21 protein-coding genes are annotated in these 22,189 nt (G+C 50.7%); 11 read left to right on the forward strand and 10 right to left on the reverse strand.

The features are described from left to right. Nucleotides 1-35 precede the first annotated feature (35 nt). Complete coding sequence (locus ABD852_RS19990; protein WP_345032146.1) at nt 36-359, forward strand: hypothetical protein; 324 nt, start codon at nt 36-38, stop codon at nt 357-359. On the opposite strand, the gene ABD852_RS19995 is transcribed toward ABD852_RS19990, so the two are convergent. Both ABD852_RS19995 and ABD852_RS20000 read right to left on the reverse strand, forming a co-directional pair. Beyond that, entirely contained in the window at nt 356-1,801 is a 1,446-nt protein-coding gene (locus tag ABD852_RS19995; RefSeq protein WP_345032147.1) for a DUF5723 family protein, read from the reverse strand. The genes ABD852_RS19990 and ABD852_RS19995 overlap by 4 nt on opposite strands. Next, nucleotides 1,798-3,717, reverse strand: coding sequence for a RecQ family ATP-dependent DNA helicase (locus tag ABD852_RS20000; RefSeq protein ID WP_345032149.1), 1,920 nt, complete (start codon nt 3,715-3,717; stop codon nt 1,798-1,800). The genes ABD852_RS19995 and ABD852_RS20000 overlap by 4 nt, the downstream gene beginning before the upstream one ends. A 157-nt stretch (nt 3,718-3,874) precedes the next feature. Here ABD852_RS20000 and ABD852_RS20005 point away from each other — a divergent pair, with 157 nt between their 5' ends. After that, on the forward strand, nt 3,875-5,158 hold the full coding sequence (locus ABD852_RS20005; RefSeq protein ID WP_345032150.1) for a D-alanyl-D-alanine carboxypeptidase/D-alanyl-D-alanine-endopeptidase: 1,284 nt from the start codon (nt 3,875-3,877) through the stop codon (nt 5,156-5,158). A 15-nt stretch (nt 5,159-5,173) separates the two neighbouring features. Here ABD852_RS20005 and ABD852_RS20010 read toward each other — a convergent pair whose 3' ends face one another. Beyond that, nucleotides 5,174-6,154: a toxin-antitoxin system YwqK family antitoxin gene (locus ABD852_RS20010; protein WP_345032152.1), complete on the reverse strand. Its 981-nt coding sequence runs from the start codon at nt 6,152-6,154 to the stop codon at nt 5,174-5,176. A gap of 98 nt (nt 6,155-6,252) precedes the next feature. On the opposite strand from ABD852_RS20010, the gene fcl reads away from it, so the two are divergent. Both fcl and ABD852_RS20020 read left to right on the forward strand, forming a co-directional pair. Beyond that, entirely contained in the window at nt 6,253-7,194 is a 942-nt protein-coding gene (gene fcl, locus ABD852_RS20015; protein WP_345032153.1) for a GDP-L-fucose synthase, read from the forward strand. Between the two features lie 181 nt (nt 7,195-7,375). Next, a complete protein-coding gene (locus ABD852_RS20020) occupies nt 7,376-7,849 on the forward strand; it encodes an Lrp/AsnC family transcriptional regulator (RefSeq protein WP_345032156.1) in 474 nt (157 codons plus the stop codon). Nucleotides 7,850-7,899: 50 nt separating this feature from the next. Here ABD852_RS20020 and ABD852_RS20025 read toward each other — a convergent pair whose 3' ends face one another. Then, complete coding sequence (locus tag ABD852_RS20025) at nt 7,900-9,123, reverse strand: tetratricopeptide repeat protein (protein WP_425568832.1); 1,224 nt, start codon at nt 9,121-9,123, stop codon at nt 7,900-7,902. A 117-nt stretch (nt 9,124-9,240) separates the two neighbouring features. On the opposite strand from ABD852_RS20025, the gene hpt reads away from it, so the two are divergent. Together hpt and ABD852_RS20035 are read left to right on the forward strand one after the other, a co-directional pair. Further along, nucleotides 9,241-9,783 carry a hypoxanthine phosphoribosyltransferase gene (gene hpt / locus ABD852_RS20030; protein WP_345032161.1) on the forward strand — a complete coding sequence of 181 codons (543 nt, stop codon included), beginning with the start codon at nt 9,241-9,243 and terminating at the stop codon, nt 9,781-9,783. Between the two features lie 48 nt (nt 9,784-9,831). Continuing rightward, complete coding sequence (locus tag ABD852_RS20035) at nt 9,832-11,229, forward strand: MBL fold metallo-hydrolase (RefSeq protein ID WP_345032163.1); 1,398 nt, start codon at nt 9,832-9,834, stop codon at nt 11,227-11,229. 14 nt (nt 11,230-11,243) lie between these two features. Here the strand turns inward: ABD852_RS20035 and ABD852_RS20040 are convergent, their stop codons facing one another. Next, nucleotides 11,244-11,957, reverse strand: a complete 714-nt coding sequence (locus tag ABD852_RS20040; protein WP_345032164.1) for a response regulator transcription factor — start codon at nt 11,955-11,957, stop codon at nt 11,244-11,246. A gap of 51 nt (nt 11,958-12,008) precedes the next feature. Next, nucleotides 12,009-13,253, reverse strand: coding sequence for a sensor histidine kinase (locus ABD852_RS20045; protein ID WP_345032165.1), 1,245 nt, complete (start codon nt 13,251-13,253; stop codon nt 12,009-12,011). A gap of 301 nt (nt 13,254-13,554) precedes the next feature. Between ABD852_RS20045 and ABD852_RS20050 the strand changes: the two genes are divergently transcribed. Beyond that, nucleotides 13,555-13,935, forward strand: coding sequence for a DUF1573 domain-containing protein (locus ABD852_RS20050; RefSeq protein WP_345032167.1), 381 nt, complete (start codon nt 13,555-13,557; stop codon nt 13,933-13,935). 265 nt (nt 13,936-14,200) lie between these two features. On the opposite strand, the gene ABD852_RS20055 is transcribed toward ABD852_RS20050, so the two are convergent. The 3 genes from ABD852_RS20055 to ABD852_RS20065 all read right to left on the reverse strand — a co-directional run bounded on the left by ABD852_RS20055 (nt 14,201) and on the right by ABD852_RS20065 (nt 16,845). After that, nucleotides 14,201-15,568: an ATP-binding protein gene (locus tag ABD852_RS20055; protein WP_345032169.1), complete on the reverse strand. Its 1,368-nt coding sequence runs from the start codon at nt 15,566-15,568 to the stop codon at nt 14,201-14,203. A gap of 12 nt (nt 15,569-15,580) precedes the next feature. Beyond that, nucleotides 15,581-16,282: a response regulator transcription factor gene (locus tag ABD852_RS20060; RefSeq protein ID WP_345032170.1), complete on the reverse strand. Its 702-nt coding sequence runs from the start codon at nt 16,280-16,282 to the stop codon at nt 15,581-15,583. Nucleotides 16,283-16,458: 176 nt separating this feature from the next. Then, nucleotides 16,459-16,845 carry a hypothetical protein gene (locus tag ABD852_RS20065; RefSeq protein WP_345032171.1) on the reverse strand — a complete coding sequence of 129 codons (387 nt, stop codon included), beginning with the start codon at nt 16,843-16,845 and terminating at the stop codon, nt 16,459-16,461. A gap of 176 nt (nt 16,846-17,021) precedes the next feature. Between ABD852_RS20065 and ABD852_RS20070 the strand changes: the two genes are divergently transcribed. The 4 genes from ABD852_RS20070 to ABD852_RS20085 are packed head-to-tail and all read left to right on the forward strand — an operon-like array spanning nt 17,022 to nt 21,115. Further along, the gene (locus tag ABD852_RS20070; protein WP_345032172.1) at nt 17,022-17,366 is read left to right on the forward strand and encodes a hypothetical protein; all 345 of its coding nucleotides are present in this window, start codon (nt 17,022-17,024) and stop codon (nt 17,364-17,366) included. A gap of 13 nt (nt 17,367-17,379) precedes the next feature. Next, nucleotides 17,380-18,126 carry a 3-oxoacyl-[acyl-carrier-protein] reductase gene (gene fabG, locus ABD852_RS20075; RefSeq protein ID WP_345032174.1) on the forward strand — a complete coding sequence of 249 codons (747 nt, stop codon included), beginning with the start codon at nt 17,380-17,382 and terminating at the stop codon, nt 18,124-18,126. 11 nt (nt 18,127-18,137) lie between these two features. After that, entirely contained in the window at nt 18,138-20,216 is a 2,079-nt protein-coding gene (locus tag ABD852_RS20080) for a VWA domain-containing protein (RefSeq protein ID WP_345032175.1), read from the forward strand. Nucleotides 20,217-20,266: 50 nt separating this feature from the next. Further along, entirely contained in the window at nt 20,267-21,115 is an 849-nt protein-coding gene (locus tag ABD852_RS20085) for a DUF2279 domain-containing protein (RefSeq protein WP_345032176.1), read from the forward strand. Nucleotides 21,116-21,156: 41 nt separating this feature from the next. Here ABD852_RS20085 and ABD852_RS20090 read toward each other — a convergent pair whose 3' ends face one another. Then, on the reverse strand, nt 21,157-22,158 hold the full coding sequence (locus tag ABD852_RS20090; RefSeq protein ID WP_345032177.1) for a ThuA domain-containing protein: 1,002 nt from the start codon (nt 22,156-22,158) through the stop codon (nt 21,157-21,159). Between the last annotated feature and the right edge of the window lie 31 nt (nt 22,159-22,189).

Genomic DNA, 22,189 nt, shown 5'->3' on the forward strand with positions numbered 1-22,189 from the left:
TGCTCATCAATCACCACTCAAACCTATTTACAAATATGAACGCATTTCGAATCTTAGCGCTGCTGCTTGTACTTGGGATTTCCCAGGCGGGTGCCACCGGCTTTGCCTATAATATGAACAAGGCTCAGAAAATGCTTAAGTGTAAGAAAGAGGGTGAGGCTTGCCGGAAAGCAGTCCGTGTGGAGACGAAGCTAAAGCTGGAGGTTGTCAGAAGCGAGTCCCGGGTTGAAGAATTGATCGAACGGGAAACCCGCACCACCGAAGAACCCGCTTCCGAGCACCTGGTAGACACTTTTACCAACTGGCTTTCACATGTAATGGTGAAGCTGGTCTCGGCAGGACTGGGCATCAGAGGCTAGTTCCAGTTCTGCTTCCATTTGATTTTTTTGCGGTAATCCCGCGTTTTCAGATGGAAAAGAGAAATTCCCAGGTATCCATAAGTAGCTTTTGAGTCGGATTTTCCAATCAAAGCGAGGAAATTACTAAACCCCATCTGCACGGGGCCTATCCGGCCGGTCACACCCACCGAAACCTTTTTCTTCCCATCAATAAAGCTTACAGGAAAAGCGTAATCCGAGTCTTCGTTCTCCCATCTTGGTCCAATGGTAAAGGTGGCAGGCAGGGTGACGGACAGCAACGGGTTATCAGTAGCGGTATTGAGCGGAGCGCTGCGCGCAGCGTAAATAAAGAAGGCTTTAAAAACCTGGAAGTCTGCTTCGAGGTGGTACATGGACGGCAGGCGCCCGGTTCCGCGGAAAGTCCCGATGTCTTCCCCCCCTAATAAACTTCTGATTCCCAGGGGACCCTGGTCCGCAATGGTTTCCATTTCCCGCTGGGTCATTTCCAAGGTTTCGGCCCGGCCGGAAAACTGTGTGGAGGAGGCCGTTTTATAGCCGATCCGGCCCACGTCATTTACTGATGCGCCCACTCTCAAAACATACCCGGGCCGGGAATCCCCCGGGTCATCCCGGTGCCAGTGAGTACCGATTTCATAAGATAAACCGGCATCCAACGCCCAACCCTGGCCATATTTTTGCCGGTCAAGAAGATCGCCCAGGCCGGGTTTGGTAACAGGCTGCGTGTAACCGGCCCGGTAGGCCACCTGGTGCATGGTCAGCTGATTTTCCCCGTTTGCGCTGACCGGCGCATAGGTGTAGTCGCCAATGCTTCCGTCGATGAAACTGGTCCGGCCACCCATGATGTATTTAACTGTAGCACCTACCCGGAATTTCTGAGCGGGAGTATCCAGGAGCTGTACCCCATAAGCGAATGCTACTTCGGTAAAGCTGTGTTGTTTCAGGAAAAAAGGGCCCCAGTTCCCGCTTCCCCCTCCCGGTTTAGGGGTGTCAAGTCGTTTGGTATACAGCATCCTGACGTCATCGGGAATGCCGGCACCCTGCACAAATCCCCTGGAGCGGACCTGGACGGCCACGCCATGAATTTTCCCGAGAGAAATCATAAAAGAAGGCAGGTGAAGCGTGCTGTTCAACTGAATTTCTTCCTGATCGGTGATGGAGCCCATTGTACGGGATTTTCCATACAATTGCGCAGTCGATTTCGAAGCAATCGAAGGATACAGTAGAGAGCTTCTGCCGAAAAACTGGAAGTATCGGCTTGAGATGGTACTGTTGATCGTGCCCAGGTTCAGCTGCCATTTGTACCGGGAACCGCCAAGTACAGATGGGTTATAAGTTGCTCTGTAAAGTCCGCCGTAATTGCTGGCGGAAAGTCCGGTGAGGTCCTGGGAATAAGCCGAAGAAACGGAAAAAAGAACTAGGAAAAGAAAAGAAGTGCCCCTCACTGATTCGATACATTTAATTGAAGATACCCCGTATGGTCATAAATCAACGTTTCTTTTTCAACCAGCAGGTGGAGTGCCGCGCTGAAGTCGCTGAGTTCTGTTTCGGGGAATAGTAGTCTGAGCTCATTCGGACTGGCCTTGCTATGTTTCAACAGGTGTTCCCGGATTGCGGCAGCGATTTGCGGACGGGAATGATCCGGCCCGTTCTTTTTGCGTTGGATGCAGTGGTCGCAAATGCCGCAGTAGGAGACATCCTGTTCGTCAAAGTATTGCAGCAGCATGATGGACCGGCATTGGGCCGGATGCCTCGCATAGTCAACGACCGCATCTATTTTGGCAGTATCTTTCTCTTGTCTTTTTTTTACCGCGTATGCCTGGATGGGCAGGCGGTCGGCTTCATAGCGGGGCGTCAGCAGCTGGATACGCGGCATTTCCTGTTTCATGCGGTAGTCAATAATGTTTCTCGACGACAAAAATTCCAGCCCTTTGTACACATCCGCCACCGGGCATTTGAGCGACCTGGCGAGAGCCTCCTCGGAGAGGTTGACATATTGGGTAAAAATTTCGCCGCCATAGAAACGCATTAGCCGCTTGATGAAGGTATCATAGTGGTAATTTTTCAGCTGAAATTCATAAAGACCCGTTTTGTCGACCAGTAAGATTGCGCGGGAAGAATCATTGAAAGCTTCATTGAGGGCCAGGAAGCCCTCTTGCTCCAGGAACCTGACGGCGTGGAAAGTTTCAGTGCGCGGCAGGTTGTAGGTAGTGCAGAACCGGTCGAGCTCAAAGCCGAAGCTTTCCAGGTTGCCGCCACCGATAGGGATCCGGAAGTAGTTCGCCAGGGCCTGGTAAATCCGTTTGACAAAATCTGTTTCGGGATATTTTTGCTGTACCGATGCCTGGAGGCGCGTGAGGTCATCTTCATAGTAGAGCGCTACGGCGAAGGCCTTGAGACCATCCCTCCCGGCCCTCCCGGCCTCTTGGTAATAGGCCTCCAGTGATTCCGGAAGGTCCCAATGAGCGACTACCCGGACGTTGGCCTTGTCGATCCCCATGCCGAAGGCGTTGGTAGCGACCATCACCCGTACCTGGCCGCTGATCCAGGCTTGCTGGCGGCCGGCACGGTCGGTCGGCGACAGGCCGGCATGGTAGGCGGCCGCAGCGATACCCTGTTTGGTCAGCCATGCAGCGATCAGGCCGGTCCTCTTGCGCGTGCGCACATAGACAATTGCACTCCCGGCAACCCCCGATAAAAGTTTCAACAGTTGCGCTTCTTTCGATTCGGTCTTGAAAACCGAGTAAGAAAGGTTGGGGCGGGCAAAAGTACGGCGAAACACATTCGCCTGGGGTATTCCAAGCTTTTCCAGGATATCGGCCTGCACTTCCCGGGTGGCCGATGCCGTTACGGCCATAACCGGCACGTCAGGGATCAGGCTCCTGAATTCAGGAATTTTGAGATAGGATGGTCGAAAATCGTAGCCCCATTGCGAGATACAATGGGCTTCATCGATCGCCAGCAACCCGATTTTCATTTTTTTAGTACGCTCACGCATCAATTCCGTACCGAGCCGTTCGGGCGAAACATACAGAAAAGACACCTGGCCATAGATGCAGTTGTCGAGAACAACGTCAATTTCCCGGTGGGTGAGCGCGGAATGGAGGGCCGCCGCCCGTATTCCCCGCTTCTTTAACTGATCGACCTGGTCTTTCATGAGGGCGATAAGCGGTGTCACCACAATACAGAGTTTTCCTGAGGCCAGCGCGGGTACCTGGAAGCAAATCGATTTGCCACCGCCGGTAGGCAGCAGCAACAGCGTATCATTGCCAGCAAGAGCTGAACGAATCGGCTCCTCCTGGCCCGGGCGAAATGCTGTATAGCCCCAGTATTGCTGAAGGATTTCGTGGATTCCTGCCATTGATGAAAATAGAGCCAGTAGCAAATTACGCCAATTTTCGGTTACTTTTAAGCCGAAATCATTGCGGCTGCGTATCGCCCGTATGTCGTCGATGAGTCAACCTGCCGGTAGCAGTCCGCCCCAACGCTCACTGCTTATGGCTCAAACTCATAACTAAATGAAACTATTGCAGTTCGCGGCTTTGTTGTCTGTCATTTACCTCATGGCCGGGTGTTCAGCACAAAAACAGGTCAACAGGAAGCTTGGCGAAATGGAGCTACGGAACAAGTACCACCTTGGGGTTTCGGTTGTTGACTCTGAAAGTGGAAAGAAGCTGATCGGATGGCAGGATGCCCGCTACTTTAATCCTGCTTCCAATACCAAAATTTACACATTGTATGCTGCTATGCGTGTCGTGGGAGATTCGTTGCCGGGCCTGCAGTACAGGATAGCAGGCGATAGCCTCTTGTTCCAGGGCACGGGTGATCCATCTTTCCTGCATCCGGAACTCCCGGTCAGCAATGCTTATTTTTTTCTCAAAAACGCACCCCAAAGGCTGGTTTACTACACAGGCGAGGGTTCGGACACCCGTTTCGGGCCAGGCTGGGCCTGGGACGACTACTCCGGTTATTATCAGGCCGAAAAAAGCGTATTTCCCATATATGGCAACGTGGCCCGCTTTACCGGCGACAGCTCAAGTGTTTTGCGAGCGGACCCTCCTTTCTGGTATCCGTCGTTGGTCGGTGGCGCCGAAAAGCCGGGGATTGAGCGGGAGGAATTTACCAATACCTTCCATTTTAAAGGAAGGCCATTGCCGCCGGGCCTGAGACAGGATATCCCGGTAATAACTTCGGACCGTCTTACCGTTTCCCTGCTGAACGCGTCGTTGGGAAAAGAGGTGGAAAGCCGCCCGGGAGTACTGTCAGGGGAGGTCCGGGTGGTCAACAGCATACCGGTAGATACTGCGTTCAAGCTTATGATGTACGAGAGCGATAACCTGCTGGCGGAACACCTGATGTATGCCTATGCCGTGAAAAATAATTTGCGGCTGCACGTGGGTGAGGCAATCCGGCATGCCATTGAGCATCATTTGCGGCAAATGCCCGACTCGCTGGTATGGCGGGACGGGTCGGGGCTTTCCAGGTACAATCTTTTTACCCCCCGGTCGACTACTGAGGTACTGAGCCGAATGCTCAGGGAGTTTCCTGAAAACCGGGTTTTATCTCTGTTCCCGCAGACGGGGAAACAGGGGACCGTAAAGCATTTCCTGCGGAACCGGCCGCTGCGGATCTACGCCAAAAGCGGGAGCTTCAGCAATAATTACAACCTGAGCGGCTATCTCTATTCGAAGAAAGGGAAGCTATTGGTGTTCAGTGTAATGAACAATAATTATGCCGGACCGATCAGGGATCTTCAACGCCTGACCGAAGCGATATTGGAAGAAATATACGAAGCGTTTTAAACGGTTTTCCCGCTTTTAGTCGGTCTCTCCTTGGGCCCTGACATCTTTGCTGTTGTCAAAAAGAAGGGTTCCTTTTTCGTCCCATTCCTTGACTTTGAAAGGCTCAAAGTCTTCCCAGCAGGTTTTGGCGTGCTGGGTTTCGGTTTTCCGCTGGTTCCGGAACTGGTAGTATTCAAACCACCGGCCGATCTTCTTTCCTTTTTCGTATTTGCCGCTTTCCTTAAGTTGACCGCCGTCGTAAAAAGCCAGGTACTCGCCTTCAACTATTCCGAATTGAACCGGTATAACTTCTTTCACTTTGGTCTGCGCTGCGTCATAATAGGTAATCCTGGATTCGGCTGGAAACCCTTTTTCCCAGATTTGCTTGTCAAGCAGGGTATATTTGTTGTCATACCTGACCCATCGGCCGTCCAGCGTACCTTTGTAGTAATAGCCTTCTTCGACCAGGTTACCGGCTACGTACTTTTTGTAGGGACCGTGCAACAGGCGCGCACTTTCCTTGTCTTTAATGACCGATGAGCTGAGAATTTTTTTCTTGAGGTCATACCAGCGGGTTTGCCCCAGCCTGACGTAGGGGTCGGGGGTTTCGACTTGTTTCAAAACATGGAAAATCTCGATATTGGCCCGGTCACCACTCCCGTACTTAACGGAGCGTTCCTCCATCTGAATCCCCTGGTACTCCACTTTTGCCAGTTTGGCCGCCTGTTTTTTCTTTTTTCTGTCGGCCCTGCGGCTTTTAAATTCCTTAACCTTGAGTCCGAGCTCGGGGATGGTCTCGCCCACCAGCGAAGTGAGGGATTCGGACTTACCTTTTCCGCCCGGAAGGTCGATGGAAAGCTTGGGTGAAACACCCGCATCAACGCCGAGGTCGCCAAGCCTTTTCTGAAGGGAATCAGCTTTTGAAAGCGGGTTCTTCTTACCCGTCTTTTCCGTCTGCGCCATGCAGACGTTGAAACAGGCTCCCAAAAAGAACAGGGTTGAAAAAAGCTTAAACATGCCCGAGAAAACGAATTGTCCCTTTTTAACGTTATTTTTGTAAGCTTATTATGAAGCTTTAAGTTAGTTTGGGTGTAAAGATAACAGATTAAAAATCATTGGAAAAGCATAAGAAAGTCTACATAGCCGGTCATCGGGGAATGGTGGGTTCGGCGATCTACAGGAAGCTGAAGAAAGAAGGATTCGAAAACCTTGTTGTAAAAACTTCCGCCGAACTGGACCTGAGAAACCAGGAGGCAGTCAACGCATTTTTCGGAGATGAAAAGCCGGACTATGTCTTTTTGGCTGCGGCAAAGGTGGGCGGTATAATGGCCAACAACCTGTACAGGGCCGAATTCCTGATGGATAACCTGCAAATTCAGAATAATGTAATTGCCGCCGCGCATGACACGGGCGTGGAAAAGCTTTTGTTCCTGGGTTCTTCCTGTATCTATCCCAAACTGGCTCCGCAGCCGCTCCGGGAAGAGTACTTGCTCACCGGGCCGCTTGAACCCACCAATGAGCCCTATGCCATCGCAAAAATTGCCGGCATCAAACTGTGCGAGTCTTACAGGAGCCAGTATGGCGATAATTTTATTTCGGCGATGCCTACCAACCTGTACGGTCCCAATGATAATTATGACCTGAATAATTCACATGTGCTTCCCGCAATGATCCGGAAGTTTCATGAAGCAAAAGAGGAGGGGAAGCCTAAAATGGAGCTTTGGGGAACAGGGGCGCCATTGCGGGAGTTCCTGCACGTCGACGACCTGGCCGATGCCTGTTATTTCCTGATGCAGCAGTATGAGGGCGCCGGCCATGTGAATGTCGGCGTGGGCCATGACCTGACGATCAAGGACCTGGCCGCATTGATCAGCGACGTGGTGGGCTATGAGGGAGAAATTGTTTGGAATACGGACAAGCCCGACGGTACACCCAGAAAGTTGATGGATGTTTCAAAGCTTCACGAGCTGGGATGGAAACATAAGATTGAGTTGGAGGAAGGCATAAGGGCCACTTACCAGGACTTCCTGGCAAAGCGTGAAATATATTCGTTGTAATAATTTGCGTTTTTGTTGTGGTTTGCCTGGTTTGCCTAATGAAAATGAAGCGATTGGCCGGTTTTGCCTATGATAATTTTTTTTTTAGGCCTTTGATCGTAATAATTTATTGAAAATATTTGGCTTTTCTGTCTAATTTTGCCGCCAGACCAATCGTTAAATAATTAGAGGATTCCTTCACATGTCCAGCTTGCTGAAATTAGATCATATAGACAGAAAAGTTCTGGAGAAACTCCAGTCAAACGCAAAAATCACAAACGCCCAGCTTTCAAAGGATATCGGGTTGTCTCCGGCGCCCACGCTTGAGCGTGTCAAGAAACTGGAACAGAGTGGAATCATCAAAAGTTATCACGCACATCTGGACCCGCAGAAAGTGGGGCTGGGCGTGACGACCTTCGTGCAGGTAACCCTTGTGGGGCACCGGAAATCTACTACCGAACAATTTGTTGAGAAAGTCGAACTGATTCCTGAAGTAATTGAATGCCACCACGTCACGGGGAGCGGCGATTTTCTTCTGAAAGTAATATCGAAAGACATCAGCAGCTACCAGAGCCTGATACTGGAAAAAATCAATGAAATCGAAGAAGTGGCCAGCACGCATACCATGGTGATTCTCTCCACCTTTAAAGACAGCAAAGTGTTGCCGATCCCCTGAGTCTAACAGGAAGAGGAAATAAGAAAACAAGTGAGGACCTGTGAAGGCCCTCACTTGTTTTTTCTACGGTTACGCCGCTCTTTCTTGAGGTTGTCAACGGCTTCGCGGGCTTCGGCATATTGACTTGATTTTTTGGCCGCCACATCCATGGCTTCCTTGAAATAGGCGATGGCTTCTTCGGGGTTTTGCTCCTGCTGCGCAATTTTTCCCAGGCCGATCAGGGACGAAATGTAGTATCCGGCCTTGGTGTCGCCGGTTTGCTTCGAAAAATCAATAGCCTTGTGGTAATACGTTTTGGCGGCGCTAAAATTCTTGAAATGGTGGTAGTTGTAATATGCCAGGACATAGGCCGCGTTCCGGCCGCTCACCCCTTCGTAGCCCGCCTTTCCGAGGGCAATTTTCTGCAAAATGCTTTCCGCCGCGGCAATTGCCTCCGGGAACTTCCCTGAAACGTAGGCGGTTCGGCAATAATATCGCTCAAAATAAGGGTTGTCCGGGTAAGTTTTATTCATATACCGGGCAAGGTCAAAAGCCTTTTCATACTGGTTTTCCATGCTGTACATCTGCAGCAGGAAATAGCGGGCTTCAGTTCGCGTATAGAAGGCGTGGGTTGCCACCTGCTCCAGCTGCTTGATACCCAGCGCTTTGTTCCCTTTCGGGAAAAAGGCAAGAATAGGTTTGAGCGCCGGATATTCTTTGGGGATCCATTGCGCGTAATAATTGTAAACACCGTCTCCGAACAGGAGCTCGGGACTAAGCTCTCCTTTTCCTTTGCATTCCTCCAGGTATTTGAGCGCGTTTTTGCCGGCGAAAGTCGCTTTTGCCCACTGCTTGCGCTCTGCGTGAAGCCGACCCTTGAAAGCATAGGAGGCGGCCAGGAAAAAAGCCGGCTCTATCTTGTTTTTGTGGTCAGCATGTAAATTTTTAGCCAGCGAGATAGCCGAGTCAAGGTGCATCAGCATCTGGTCGTCATATATCGTCACATCGGTATTGGGCACGATTTTCCACCATTCGGCGAGTGCCAGAAGAAAGTGGGGCATCGGGTGCCTGGGAAAGCGAAATTTGAGCCAGCGGATTTCACGGTCGGCATCGTGAAAGCGGAAATTGTACAGGGAGTTAATGGCTTCCGTGGACTCTATTTCAACGCTCGGGTTTTTAAGCACCATCTCGTAATTCTTATCGAGCTCGGCCGAAGAATAGAGCTGCGCACCCGCCGGAACCGCGTACAGGGCTGACGTAATCAATAAAGGGAGGATAGCTGTCTTGCGCCACATGGCAATGATTCTCACAGGTTTTCTTTACTAACGGAGCAAATCTAAATTCAGTTTGCCTATTGACTTTTTTCTTTAATCCTTAAATTGCGCGGCGTTGACCTTATCAAACCGGAGCCAGTGGTAAAACAAATTCAGCTTTCTGGAGAAACCTTTGAAACGTTGATCCATAACGATTTGCTTGAGCAGAGAATCTCCGAAATGGCCCGCAAGATAGCAGAAGATTATGAGGGAATATGCCCTGTTCTGGTCGTAGTGTTGAACGGTGCTTTCGTATTTGCCGCTTCGCTGGCGAAGGCGCTGAAAATCCCTTGTGAAATTGAGTTTATCAGGCTTGTGTCCTACGAAGCGAAAACTTCGACGGGGCAGGTTCGTGCCGTATTGGGGCTGGATAAATGCCTGGCAGGACGCGACCTGATCGTGGTGGAGGATATTGTGGACACAGGGCTCAGTATGCGGTTTCTGCTGGACAGGCTAGGTGGCGAAAATCCGCGGTCGGTCCGGGTTGCCAGCCTGCTTTTTAAACCTTCTGCGCTGAAAGAAAAGATTGCGCCGGATTATGTCGGCTTTGAAATTGAGAATCGCTTTGTAGTGGGATATGGTCTTGACTTCAATGGTATCGGCCGGAACTACCCGGACTTGTATGTCAATATCAGGAGCTGACGACAGGTATTCTGTTTTTATTTTGGTTATGTTTAAATATTCTTACCCATGCGCCTACAGTTTTTTGGTGCTGCCCGGGAGGTCACCGGCAGCAAGCATCTGATTACTACCAACAAAGGGACAAAAATTCTGCTTGATTGCGGACTGTTCCAGGGAATTCAAACACACGAGCTCAACCAGGAATTTGGTTTTGACCCCAAAGAAATAGACTGCGTCATTCTTTCTCATGCACATATCGATCATTCCGGGTTGTTGCCCCGACTCGTAAAGAAAGGGTTCAACGGCCCGATTTATGCCACCGGGGCGACTGCTGCGCTGTGCGAGATTATGTTGCTGGATAGCGCCTATATCCAGGAAAAGGATCTTAAGCTTTTGAATGAAAGGCGGATACGCCAGGGGCGGCCTACCCTTGAGCTACTGTATTCGGTGGAAGATGCGCAAAATGCGTTGGCCATGTTTAAGCGGATCCCCTACCAGATGGAAGTGTCGATCAATGACGGCGAAGTGGAGTTTTCCCTGACTGATGCCGGGCACTTGCTGGGCAGCGCCGCCGTTCACCTGAATATTGACAATGGCGGAGAGTATGTCAGGCTTACCTTCACCGGCGATATAGGCCGGCCCGGCGACAATATACTCCGGTCGCCAGAGGCATTCCCCCAGGCTGACTACATTATTTGCGAGTCTACCTACGGGGACCGGCTGCATGAAGCAGAAACCGATATGCTGGGCCACCTGGAAAGAATTGTGACGGAAACCTGCGTCCTGAAGAGAGGAAAGCTTATTGTGCCTGCTTTTGCCGTAGACCGGACACAGGAATTGGTATATGCACTCGACCGCCTGAGCAGTTCCGGACGATTGGCCCGTATCCCGGTTTATATCGACAGCCCGCTTGCGGTGAAAGCCACCCAGATCATGAAGGAAAATGCCGAGTATTTTAACCCTGAAATCCTCGACTATATAGAAAAGGACGGTGATGCGTTTGCGTTTCCCGACCTTCATTATATTTCCAGCGTGGAGGAGTCGAAGGCGCTGAACGACAGGAAGGAACCCTGCATCATTATCTCGGCATCAGGGATGGCCGAAGCCGGCAGGATCAAGCACCATTTATTGAACAACCTGGAAAATGAGCAGAATACTGTTCTGATTGTGGGGTATTGCTCGCCACATACCCTGGGAGCGGCTATCAGGAACGGGGATAGTGTGGTACGTATTTTTGGAAAGGATGTGCGCGTGCTCGCCGATGTTGAAATAATGGATTCTTTCTCTGGTCACGCGGATTACGGCGAGATGCTTGAATTTCTGGCCTGTCAGAATGCAGAAAGGGTAAAAAAAGTTTTTCTGGTCCACGGGGAGTTTGAAAAGCAGATAGCTTTCAAGCACCGGTTGCTGGACAAAGGGTTTAAAGATATCAGGATACCCCTGATGCGGGAATCGGTAGAAATCTAAAACGTGTCGTCCTGTCACCAGGACATCCGGAACCCGATTCCGTGTACGTTGTCAATTTTTACCTGTAAGTCGTCCGTCGCCAGGTATTTCCGGAGTCTGGAGATAAAAACGTCCAGGCTCCGGCCCATATAATAGTCGTCGTCGCCCCAGATGGCTTTCAGTAACTCTTCCCGCCTGACCACTTCATTGCGGTGGCCGGCAAAATATTTCAGTACTTCTCCCTCCCGGAAAGTAAGGGTCTGAACATGTCCCCCGCGGGTAAGCGTCAGCTTTTGGAAATCGAATTCGAAATCGCCGACTACGTAAAGGTTCGGATCTCTGGCGGCTGCCGGTCTGGGTGTGCTTCGTTTCAGAAACACTTCCATTCGCAGGATGAGCTCCTGCATGCTGAATGGTTTGGTAAGATAGTCGTCTGCCCCCAGCTTCAGACCATGAATTTTGTCTTCCTGGAGCGCGCGGGCAGTGAGGAAGAGAATGGGGATTTCTTCGTTGAACTCTCTGACTTTCCTGGCCAGTGTGAAGCCATCCATCTGGGGGAGCATCACATCAAAAATACACAAGTCAAAAGCGTGTGCCTTGAAAACCTTTAACCCTTCCACGCCGTCGAGGCAATGGACCACTTCATAGCCGGCTATTTCCAGGTTATCTTTTGTGGCGAAGGCCAGGTTCGGGTCGTCTTCAACAAAAAGGACCAGGGGCCTGGGGCGGGACACGTCATTTTTTTCCATTCATCGAAAAAGTTAACAGCAACGTACTGCGGGTGGCAAACCTTCCGGCTGCTACCGCAAATTAGCTAAAATTCTGAAGCGGCTTCCTTTTCCCGGGGAGCTGCTAAGCTCAAGTTTCCAGCCGTGCGCGCGCACAATTTCTTTAACGTAGCTGAGGCCGATACCGAAGCCCTTCGCGTTGTGGATGTCACCGGAAGGGACCCGGTAGAATTTGTCGAAAATCTTTTTTTGCTGCTCCGGCGAGATTCCGATCCCCTTATCGGAGATATCTATAGAAAGCTTCTTTCCGATGTTAGTGGTCGAAATGCGCACGTCTGGCTCGGCGCCTGAATATTTAACGGCGTTGTCGACAAGATTGCCGATCATTCCGTGGAAATGATCCCTGTCCGCCAGAATTGTTGCATTGGTGGCCGAAAAATCATGAGAAACCTGCCCCCGGTACCTGACGAGCACAGAGCGTATTTCTTCGTGTGCATCAATGACCTCTTCCCTGATGTCCAGCATATTTCTTTCTGCCTTGGCGGTGGTAAGCACGAGTTCTACCTGGCGCTGAAGCCGGCCGATTTCTTCCTTGACCAGGTTTACGTAGCGGTTATAACGGTCAGGTTGGCTGACGATAGCAGGGTTGGCCAAAACATCGGAAGCAATTCGGATCGACGAAATGGGGGTTTGCAGCTCGTGGGTCATGTTGTTGATGAAATCTTTCTGTTCGTCGGACAGCTGCTTCTGTCTGAGGATGACAAAAAGGGCATAGGCAAAAAATCCCAGGGCGACAATAATCAGGAACGAAGACCACATCCATCCTTCCAGCTCCCAGGGCAGCGATGCCGTCTGGCTGGGAAACCTGATGCCGACATAATAAGGATACTTGTCGGTTTTTAGCCAATGGGCGGTGGTAGTAGGAATTTTGTCCTGGTTTTTAGTGCTGAGCATCATGCCATATTGCATGGCATTGGTGTTGCAATCGTAAATCCCGATCTCGAAATCGGTGACAATATTCTGCTTTGTAAATGCTTCGCGGAGGTAGTGTTCCAGGATGTCAGGCTGGGTGCGCGCGTTTGTATTAATCAGGAAGTAGTCCGGTGATAATTGCTCAACCGGGTTGTTCTGCAGCATCACGTTGCTGACCGAGGCAAGCTCCTCCGCAACATCCTGCAAAGCGACATGCGCCTGTTGACTAAATTCCCTGTTACGGATTTCAACAATCCTTTTCACCCAATAGATCTGGGTAATCAATACGCCTATAATGGAAAGCGCTGAAAAAACTACCAGCCACTGAATGGTTCTTCTCGACACAATTTCAAAGTTTTATAAACCAGTGAGGGGTTTTTGCCGTTAAGCTATTGAAAGAACGACTTGTTTCCTTCCCAAGTTCCTGCGGGCCCTCCGAAAGTTTGCAGATATACCAGTTCCCCGGTCCCGGTGATCCTTTTCCCGGTAGGCCATGTAAAATTGTAGATTTCATTGACAAAATTCAACCAATTAACAGGGTGTTAACAAACGTTTTGGGTTTGTTAACAACGGATTTGACCTGATTGGATTACATTTGTAGTGTTTTGGTCCGAACAACAAATCTGATTTTCATCGCCTGCCAGATATGAAAAAGAGTATTATTCTTACAGTTCTATTAGCCATGGTTACTGTAGCGATGACCGCTGCCCGGTTTGCAGCGGCCAGCTTTAAATGGTCGGAAACCGTTCATGATTTTGGGAGAATCCCCCAGGGTAAGCCGGTGACCGTCAAGTTTGCTTTTACCAATAGCGGTGATGAGCCCCTGATTATCAAAAATGCGACGGGGTCATGCGGGTGCACAAACGTTGCCTACCCCAAGGAGCCGATTCAGCCGGGGCAGTCAGGAGAAGTGCAGGCTACCTTTAATGCGGAGGCAGTAGGTACTTTTACCAAGACGGTTTCTGTAGAATCCAATGCCGCAGAAGGGCTTACCATCCTGACCTTCAAAGGGGAGGTGATGAAGTAAGCTGCAAACGCTTTGTTTAGTTGAGAGAACGGGCCGCGAGGCCCGTTTTTCTTTATAAAAGGTCAATAAAAAAGCCGATGCCTATAAGGCGTCGGCTTTTCGGGTTAATAACACGACTTTTTCAACCACTTTATTTAGTGACTATGCGCGCCTGTACAACAGGACATCGCAAAGTGATCAAATATACCAAATGCCTGATGGTCTAGGGAATACCGTCGATTAGAAATAAATTAGAATAACCGGAAGTGCCTGCAGTGGCTGCTGATTACAAATGGCGAAGCCGGATAAAGAATCGGCTGCCTTGATTTTCGTTGCTTTCAACGAAAATGTTGCCGTTGTGAAGTTCCATTATACGTTGGCAAATGGATAGCCCGATACCCGACCCCTGGTGCGGGACTGCATTGGTGGCGCGGTAAAAAACGTCGAAAATTGCGGGTAGGTCTTTTTCCGGGATTCCAATCCCACGGTCTTCAAAACATACGGTACAATAACGGTCATCTGTCCCGATTTTTACCGTCACGGGCCCGTTGTTCGAGTATTTGGACGCGTTTTCCATCAGGTTGAAGCATACCCGTTTTAAAAGGGCTTCGTTCCCTTCCACCAATGTATGTCGTTCGTCTTCCGGAAGGTTGGCGTAATCAATATCAATTTCACTTTTTTCGTTTGTGACGCGGAGCTCGTTTTTGGCGCTGAAAAGCACGTCTTCAATCCTTACGCGCTCCATTGACACCTGTTCCCGGTCTTCCAGCGACCGGGCCAGGAACAGCAGGCTGTTGGTAATGTTGATCAGTCGCTCCGTATCGGCTGATAAATTGCGCAGCAGCTCATCGGCTTCGGCTTTGTCGACTGTTCTTGTTTGGGCCAGCTGGATCTCCGATTTGAGGGCGGCGAGCGGCGTGCGCAGTTCATGTGAGGCGTGGTACACCAGACTCCGCTGTTTTTCAAAAGCCAGTTCGAGCTTCGCTAGCACAATGTTGAAGTTGGATGCCAGCTGTCCGATTTCATCCGGAGAATGAGATTCGGGTAGTCGCTGCTTGAGGTCTTTGGCCGTAATCGACGAAATCTGCCGGTTTATTTCGGAGATAGGCGCCAGAGAAGCGCCTGCGAAATGTATGCTGAGCAGAACGGTCAGACCGATCCCCACGCCGAGGCACCACCATAAGGTCTGCGCGAGGTTACGCATTTTTTTATGACCGAATTTGTCATTTGCCGACGCAATTACCACGAGCGGCTCCGCACCGTCGTCATATCTGAGGCCTACCAACTGGTATTCGCCCTGGTACATTTCAATTTCATGCTCTTTTCTTATCCGCGCCAGAAGCTCGTAATCGTATTTTACGAAGATGCTGTCGCCGGTCGCGTATACCAATTTATTTTGCGAATCAAAGACCAGCACGTTTTCATCTACGAGGCTGGTGAGCGTGTTTTTGTCAATAATTTTAAGGAGCGTGGCATTGACTTCAGTCACTTTCATGAGCAGCCGGCAGGTGGTGCGCGCTCTGCTGGTAAGGCGGTCGTTGAACTCTTCTTCCCTGAAATTGGAGGATATGCTGTAAACCAAAACCGAGAACATCACCAGGATTGAGGCGACGATCAGCGTAAACTGCAGTGCGATGCGGTTTTTGATTTTCAAGAGTGACGGAGGTTAGCCGGTGATTACATCGTCTACTTGAAGAATATAGCCTAGCCCGGGACGGGTATGGATCATTTTGCGCTCGAAATCGCGATCTACCTTTCGCCTCAGGTAGTTGATATACACTTCTACCACGTTGGTTCCCGGGTCAAAATTCAGGTGCCATACATTTTCTGCGAGGTCCATTTTTGAGACTACCTCCCCCCGGTGCCGCATCAGGTACTCAAGCAGCGAAAACTCCCGGGCCGTGAGCTCTATCTCCTGCTCGCCGCGCCGGACCTGCTTGGTGGAAGTGTTCAGGTATAGGTCCCCTGCCTGTAAATCGGCGTGCGGCCGCTGACCGGGCAGTGAATCGCTTCTTCTCAATACGGACTGAATTCTGGCAATTAGTTCCCTGAAATCGAATGGTTTAACAATGTAGTCGTCTGCGCCAAGGCCAAGGCCTTCGACTTTGTCTTCAATCTCCCCGTAGGCAGTCAGCATAATAACGGGCAAAAGCGGCTTGTAAAGCCGGATTTGCCTGCAGACATCGTAGCCTTTAAGGCCGGGAAGGTTGAGGTCCAGCAATACTAGGTCGAATGTTTTCTCCAATGCCCATTGTTTCCCGGTGATTCCGTCGAAGGCTACCTCTACAGATAATCCCTCCCCCCGGAGTCCTTTCGAGATATTCTGAGCGATGCGGCGATCATCTTCTACCAGGAGCACATGTTTCATAGGTATGAGGTATGAGGTTTAAGGTGTGAGGTGTCGGCGTTTTGCGGTACTCAAACCCCCCACCTCATACCTCAAGGCTAAATATACGATCGAATGCCAAACGGACCCTGTTTTGCAGGTGCTAAAACAAAAAAACCGCGAATGGTCGCGGTTTCTTGCATAAAAGAAGTGTGGTGTCAGAATGAAATTCCTAAAAGATCGGCAAACTGCTCGGGGCTATAGACCCTGTCAGCGGCTTGCGTAGTGTCAGCCGGTTCTACGCTGAACTTACTCTCATTTCCGGGTTCGCGGTTTGTCTGCTCGCGGTCCGGCCAAACACCCATCAGCTTGTTCAGCTGGGTCGGCGTATATTTTTCTGTAAACCCGGCCGCCCGGTACGAAGGGAACGAGGGGGTCTCCTCAGTTGAAACAACGGGCATAAAAGCGGCAACGCCGTGCGTTTTGACTTTCTCCTCATTCTTATCCGCTATATTGAAATAGTTATTTTTTGCTTCCGAAGCGAACGAGGTTAAAAATAGAGCCGCCATCAACGCTGTCGCTACTTTTAATTTTGCATTTTTCATGGCTTTTGGTCTTTATGTGAATGGATGGTTTTTCTTTTATTGTTCGCTACAAAATTACGAATTAATTCCGCATATGTCCAAATAAATACTGTTTGTTCGGAATATTATTGGTTTGATCGGATTCGCAAGTCCATGAGCGGTAAAAGTTGAAAAAGGATATTTATTGTATTTTTTAAATGTTTACTATCTCAACGTACAGATTGGTATCCCTATTGCGGGTGCTTCTTAATGATTTGTTAATTATTGTTAAAATACAAGTTGTTGTTTTTATTGCCGGGTTGGAGAATGGGTATCGGGCCGACTGGTCGGGGAAAAAGATGCCGTTCAGGCCGGAGTATCTGCCTGCCGGTTGCAGGAGTGTGTTTACTTTCATCAGTGCTATCGTTTTCCGGTTGGCTTGGCCAATTAGCACCAAAACATTATTTTTGAGGGATAAGCTTGTGCGATGTGCGGTTTTGCGTGGTGAAATCCGTTACCGGCGAGAACTGCATATGGTGGAAGAAACCAACATTCTCAAATAAACGCGTTTTAAAAGTGTCATTGTTAAAAGACAAAGTTGCGCTCATCACCGGAGCATCGAGGGGTATTGGCAGGGCTATTGCCATCCGGTTCGCCCAGGAAGGAGCAGACGTAGCCTTCACTTACCTGTCCAGTGTTGAAAAAGGAAAGGCTCTTGAGGCTGAATTGGAGGCCTTCGGTGTAAAAGCGAAAGGATATCGTTCGGATGCGTCAGATTTTGCAGCCGCCGAGGAACTGGCGACCCAGGTGCTCAGTGATTTCGGGAAGCTGGACGTACTTGTAAACAACGCCGGGATTACCAATGACGGCTTGTTGCTGAGAATGTCCGAGGAGCAATGGGACCAGGTAATCAGGGTGAACCTTAAGTCGGTTTTCAACCTGACCAAAGCCGTCACGAAAAGTATGATCCGGGCAAAGTCAGGTTCGATTATCAACCTTACGTCGGTCGTGGGGATCAGGGGCAATGCCGGCCAGGCGAATTATGCGGCCTCCAAGGCAGGAATTATCGGCTTTACGAAGTCGGTTGCGCTTGAGCTTGGATCACGGAATGTGCGTTCCAATGCGATCGCCCCGGGGTTCATTGAAACCGAGATGACGGAAGCCATCGACGGGAAAGCCACCGAGGAATGGAAGCAATCCATTCCGATGAAGCGAGGCGGAAAGCCTGATGAAGTGGCCAATGCCTGCGTATTCCTGGCATCGGATTTGTCGGGATATATTACCGGCCAGGTCATTCAGGTGGATGGCGGAATGCTTACTTAGCGGAAAAATCAATGCAGTTCGGGCTCCTCTTCACTACGTCGCCGTGGTTCACGCTTTTATGCGTGGTCGTAGGGGCAATTTACGCCTGGCTGTTTTATAGCCCGCTCCCTTTTTGGAGCCGGCGTGTTAACTGGTGTCTCGCATGTTTACGCGGGACACTCGTTGCGCTCATCTGTTTTATTCTCCTGGCGCCGCGTATCAAAAGCGTGGACACCATTGTTGACAAGGCTAAATTCGTGGTGGCGGTTGACAACTCTGAATCCGTGGGGGCTGCCTCGGATTCTGCAATACGGCGAAAACTGGGGGAATTAACGTCGTCGCTCGTGAATGCCGGGTACGAAACCAGCGTTGTTACGCTGTCCGGCAGCCACCCGGCAGACTCGCTTCGCTTTGATCAAAAGACCACCAACTTATCGGGGTTGCTCCGGAACATCCGTACTGATTTTGAAGGACGGAACCTGACGGATGTAATTTTGCTGACGGACGGGATCGTCAACGAGGGGGCGTCGCCCGTGTCCGGGGTTTACCCTTTTCGCATTCACACGCTGGGCGTAGGAGATACGGTCCCTTCACGTGACATCCGGATCAAGGAGGTCAGGGCGAACCAGGTGGCTTTTTTGGGAAATCAATTTCCGGTTGAGGCTGATATTGCCGCATATGGAATGAAAGGCCAGCAGGCCACGCTGACGCTCCGGCACGGCAGCCGTAAGCTGGCGGCAAAGACGATTTCTATCACCGGCGAGAACCACTTCGAGACCGTTGAATTTCTGGCTGCCGCAACTGAAAAGGGAATGCAGCGTTATGTCCTCGAGCTTGAAACACCGGGAGCAGCACTGACCCGCGGCAGCAACAGGCGGGATGTTTATGTGGAGGTGATTGACGGACGCGAAAATGTGCTGCTGCTCGCGCTTTCACCCCACCCCGATCTGAAAGCCATCCGGAGTATCCTGAGCCGGAACCAGAATTACGAACTGGATGTCCACATGCTAAGCAGGGGGCCGTTGCCGGCAGAAATGGCCGCTAAAAAATATGACTTGTTGATTCTGCATCAACTTCCCGATGCATTGGGGATCGGGAACAGCCAGGTAATGAATACCTTGACTTCAGACCAGACCCCTACCTGGTTTATTTATGGAAGTCAGTCCGCCCCGGTACCATTCAATCAATTGAATCAAAACGTCGTCATCTCCGGGAGCCCCAACCAATATGACCAGGTAACGGGACGGTTCAATAAAGCATTTAATGCGCTGTTGCTGGACGCCGACAGACTGGAGTTGCTTGAGAAACTTCCGCCTATGTCAGTGCCCTTCGGGGACTTCCGCCTGGCTGCCGGTACGGAAGCCATATTGTACCAGCGCATCGGAAGCCTCAATACCCAAAAACCGCTGCTTACAGTAAACCTGAGCGGCGGGAAGAAGAAAACCGCGGCACTTTTAGGCGACGGCTTGTGGCTCTGGCGACAGGAAGAATCGTTTCTGACGGGCGAGACGGCGGTAGTCGATGAGCTGGTCCTGAAGCTCGTACAGCTCCTGGCGATAAAAGAGGATAAGAGAAAATTCAGAGTTACAGCCACCTCGCGGGAGTTCAGCACGGCAGAACCGGTTTCACTGCAGACGGAAGTGTACAACGATGTATACGAGAAGATTTACGGACAGGATATTACGCTGAAGGTGACAGACGAATCCAATGAAACCAGGACCTACACCTATACGAATACAGAAGGTCAGCCTCTCTACCGGCTGAGCGGGTTGAAGGAAGGTGTTTACAGGTTCACTGCTTCTACGAGCCTGAAGGGCAAAACCGAACAGGTGGATGGTCAGTTCCTGGTGCGTGATCAGAACTTTGAGCTGGCTAACCTGACGGCTGATCACGGTATGTTGCGGGAATTGTCTGCCAAAACCGGCGGGACTTTTTTGGTGCCGGACCGTCTGGGGGAATTCGCCGGCGCTCTGAAAGCGAATAAAGTACCGGACCGGCTGGAAAGTACGGAGGAGGTGCTGGAGATTATTCACCTGAAGTGGTTGTTTTTTTTGTTAGTCTTGCTGGCGGCATTGGAATGGGCTACCCGAAAGTACGTTGGTGGTTATTGATTGTGCCGGTTTGCGGTTGTGCAGTGAGTACAACTGCGCAAAATCTCCATGTGAAGCAGGACACAGCAATGGTGTCGGCACCTGATTCCACCGCACCCGACTATCGGAAACTGCACAGAATTTTCGCGGCGCAATCGGCGGTCTACCTGGGTTCGGTCTACGGGTTGAGTAAAAGTTGGTATAAAAATCCGTTGACGAACTTCCATTTTCGCGATGACCGGCAGGTCTGGCTGCAAATGGACAAAGCCGGACATTTGTTTACGGCCTACCAGATCAGTCGCTATACCGCCGAAATTTACCGGTCGGCAGGGATCAGCCGGCGACAGCGGATCTTATATGGCGCGCTGTCGGGCTTTGTGTTTCAAACGCCTATAGAGCTGCTCGACGGTTTCTCCCCTGACTACGGTTTTTCTGTCTCCGACGTTTTGGCCAATCTTGCCGGTTCGGTGCTTTTTGCCGGGCAAATGCTGGCTTGGGATGAGCTTCGCATAGTTCCGAAATTTTCGGGTCATTTTACCGGGTATGCTGAAATGCGGCCCGCGCTCCTGGGACGTTCCGGCGCAGAGCGAATGCTGAAAGATTACAACGGTCAGACGTACTGGCTGTCCGTCAGCCCGCGAAGTTTTCTCAAAGGCTCGCGCTGGCCCGCCTGGCTTTGTATTTCCGTCGGCTACGGAATTGAAAACATGGTAGCCGCCGAGCCCGGGAAAAGCAGGGGGATGGGATACGCCCCTTACCGTCAGTACTATCTGTCGCTGGATGTGGACCTGACGCGTCTTCCTATCCGGAACCGGTTTCTACGAACGATGGCCACCGTGTTTAATTCGGTAAAAATACCGGCGCCCGCAGTGGAGTTTGCCGGCAGAGAAGGTATCAGGTTCAGGCCGTTCTACTTTTAGACACATTAAGAATAAGAAATAGTACCCGGGGGCCAGGCCGGCTACCTGACTTCGAAATCGGCCGGCTTTTTATTCTTTTGATGCTTGCCAAAGCCAAACATGGTAGGCCTGTAGGTGCCTGGAATGGATACGTTCAAATCGGGTGTGATTTTGTTTTCCAGGCCAAGCGACCAGAACGCAGCATTTACGACCAATCGACGCATATCCTCGCGGGTAAACTCAAGCGCTGTTCCGAGTGTAGAGGCGAATATCCTGTTTTTCCGGCCGTTGTCCTGCTGGTATTCCCGGGTCCAGGCGAGGGGCATAACAGATTTTTTGTAGGTTAGCTCTGAGCCCGGCGTCATTCCCAGCGTAACCTGGCCCCAAAGCAGCACCTTGGCATTGTCGGGGAGCTGATTGATGGTATAAACGTCGGTTTCGCCCCAGATGTCGTCAATACCTTGCAGCAAAGGATGTTTGGAGAAAGTACCGTTCAGAAGCGCCCGGGTGCCTTCTTTCCCGTGGTGGCCATGATGGGCAACCCAGGTTTCCCCGAGGACCTGCTTGCCGAAACCGCCGGGCCATTTACCGTCTTTGGCATTCCAGCTATAGTGAGCAAACGGACTGGTTTTGTTTTTGCCGTAACTAAACGCGTGGGTTGAGGTACGCAATGCGACAATAGGCTTTCCGGCTTTGAGATACTCATCGAAATATTTCATATCGGAATCCGGCAATTCACGGAAGCGCATCATCATAATCACGAGATCGGCATTTTTCAGCGTTTCCAGCCCGGAGATATGGTTTTGGTTTTCGGGGTTAACAATGCCGGTTTCCGGGTCCGTAGCAAACAGCACCGTGGTATTGAAACCGTGGTGAGCGGACAACAGCTTTGCAATGAGGGGCAGCGCTTCTTCCGAGCGGTACTCTTCATCACCGCTGATCAGGACGATATTTTTCCCTTTTCCCGGCCCGGCTCCGCCTTGATATACGAGTCGATCAGCCTGTGCCGTCGCGAATTGCGGGATAACCGCTAATACAAAAAGAAGCGTAAAAAGCTTTGCCATGTCCGGTTGTCTTTAGATTGATTGAGACTAA

The sequence above is a fragment of the Ravibacter arvi genome, from assembly GCF_039540405.1.
GTDB lineage: Bacteria > Bacteroidota > Bacteroidia > Cytophagales > Spirosomataceae > Ravibacter > Ravibacter arvi.

Excerpts from the sequence above, each read along its gene's own strand:
- ABD852_RS19990 (WP_345032146.1), top strand. The coding sequence starts at position 36 with ATGAACGCATTTCGAATCTTAGCGCTGCTGCTTGTACTTGGGATTTCC.
- ABD852_RS20000 (WP_345032149.1), bottom strand. The coding sequence starts at position 3,717 with ATGGCAGGAATCCACGAAATCCTTCAGCAATACTGGGGCTATACAGCA.
- ABD852_RS20005 (WP_345032150.1), top strand. The coding sequence starts at position 3,875 with ATGAAACTATTGCAGTTCGCGGCTTTGTTGTCTGTCATTTACCTCATG.
- ABD852_RS20010 (WP_345032152.1), bottom strand. The coding sequence starts at position 6,154 with ATGTTTAAGCTTTTTTCAACCCTGTTCTTTTTGGGAGCCTGTTTCAAC.
- ABD852_RS20020 (WP_345032156.1), top strand. The coding sequence starts at position 7,376 with ATGTCCAGCTTGCTGAAATTAGATCATATAGACAGAAAAGTTCTGGAG.
- ABD852_RS20025 (WP_425568832.1), bottom strand. The coding sequence starts at position 9,123 with ATGTGGCGCAAGACAGCTATCCTCCCTTTATTGATTACGTCAGCCCTG.
- ABD852_RS20035 (WP_345032163.1), top strand. The coding sequence starts at position 9,832 with ATGCGCCTACAGTTTTTTGGTGCTGCCCGGGAGGTCACCGGCAGCAAG.
- ABD852_RS20040 (WP_345032164.1), bottom strand. The coding sequence starts at position 11,957 with ATGGAAAAAAATGACGTGTCCCGCCCCAGGCCCCTGGTCCTTTTTGTT.
- ABD852_RS20050 (WP_345032167.1), top strand. The coding sequence starts at position 13,555 with ATGAAAAAGAGTATTATTCTTACAGTTCTATTAGCCATGGTTACTGTA.
- ABD852_RS20060 (WP_345032170.1), bottom strand. The coding sequence starts at position 16,282 with ATGAAACATGTGCTCCTGGTAGAAGATGATCGCCGCATCGCTCAGAAT.
- ABD852_RS20065 (WP_345032171.1), bottom strand. The coding sequence starts at position 16,845 with ATGAAAAATGCAAAATTAAAAGTAGCGACAGCGTTGATGGCGGCTCTA.
- ABD852_RS20070 (WP_345032172.1), top strand. The coding sequence starts at position 17,022 with ATGTTTACTATCTCAACGTACAGATTGGTATCCCTATTGCGGGTGCTT.
- ABD852_RS20080 (WP_345032175.1), top strand. The coding sequence starts at position 18,138 with ATGCAGTTCGGGCTCCTCTTCACTACGTCGCCGTGGTTCACGCTTTTA.
- ABD852_RS20090 (WP_345032177.1), bottom strand. The coding sequence starts at position 22,158 with ATGGCAAAGCTTTTTACGCTTCTTTTTGTATTAGCGGTTATCCCGCAA.